Below are 1,136 nucleotides of genomic sequence, written 5' to 3' on the forward strand. Positions count from 1 at the left end.
ATAAAAAAATAAAAGATATCACGCGTAAACAGTATCAAGCCATGCTTGCTTCGCTTCATAAGGCAGGCTATGCGTTTAATACTCTAGATGGTATTCATGCAACAGGTAGAATGGTTTTCAGGAAAGCTGTGGAGTTTAACATCATTAAGGACAGTCCTTGCGACTTTGCAAAAATTCCGCGCAAAGTGGAAACCGTTGAGGAGGTAGAAAGCAGTAAAGGTGAAATTAAATTTATGGAAAAAGAAGAACTTATTCGTTTTCTTAATGCTGCTAAGGAAAGTGGCATTGATAAAGACTATCCCATGTTTTTGACACTTGCTTATAGTGGGTTAAGGGTAGGTGAGTTGATCGCCTTAAAATGGTCGGATATAGATATGTATAAAAAAACCTTAAGAGTAACAAAAACGTATTACAACCCCAATAATAGAACAAAAGAGTATCAACTACTGACACCCAAAACTAAAGGATCGATCAGAACGCTAAAAATGGACGCTGGAGTTATTGAGGTCCTTAAAAGACACAAAGAACACCAAGGTGATCTCATAGATAAAATGAAGAACGAATATACTCAACTGGATTTTGTCTTTGCTAAGGAAGTTCAGAACCTGGGATACCCTGAGTTTTTAAAGACCGTAAACACCCATATGAGACGTTTATTAAAAATTAGTGGTATCCATAAGGAACTTACCCCTCACTCCTTGCGACACACCCACACCTCTCTGTTAATTGAAGCAGGAGTAGGAGTTAAAGAAATTCAACAACGATTAGGTCATGGAGATATAAACACAACCATGAATATATACGCGCACATAACTGAAAACATGGAAGAAAAAGCCTCCCAAAAGTTCAGTGAACTTATGAGAGGCTCATTAGATTTATAGTGTTTTCTCCGCCAGGTATGTCAAAAGTATGTCATTTTGACTTTTAGGGTGAAGATAAACCCTTGATATCAAGGGTCATGGAGGCATGATTACATCATGCCGCCCATTCCACCCATGCCACCCATATCAGGCATGCCGCCGCCAGCATTATCTTCTTCAGGAAGATCAGCGACTACAGCTTCAGTCGTTAAGAACATAGCTGCTACGGAAGCTGCGTTTTGAAGTGCAGAACGAGTAACTTTTGTTGGGTCAACG

2 protein-coding genes are annotated in these 1,136 nt (G+C 39.4%); one reads left to right on the forward strand and one right to left on the reverse strand.

Going from position 1 to position 1,136, the window contains the following annotated elements; genetic code table 11:
* Window positions 1-881 (forward strand): site-specific integrase (locus LD39_RS19690; RefSeq protein WP_035552371.1); only part of this gene is annotated, 881 nt, incomplete at its 5' end.
* 89 nt (window positions 882-970) lie between these two features.
* Here LD39_RS19690 and LD39_RS22840 read toward each other — a convergent pair.
* Window positions 971-1,136, reverse strand: a 166-nt coding sequence (locus LD39_RS22840) for a hypothetical protein (RefSeq protein ID WP_156112694.1), incomplete at its 5' end; no start/stop codon positions are given.

The organism is Halobacillus sp. BBL2006, from assembly GCF_000786645.1.
GTDB lineage: Bacteria > Bacillota > Bacilli > Bacillales > Halobacillaceae > Halobacillus.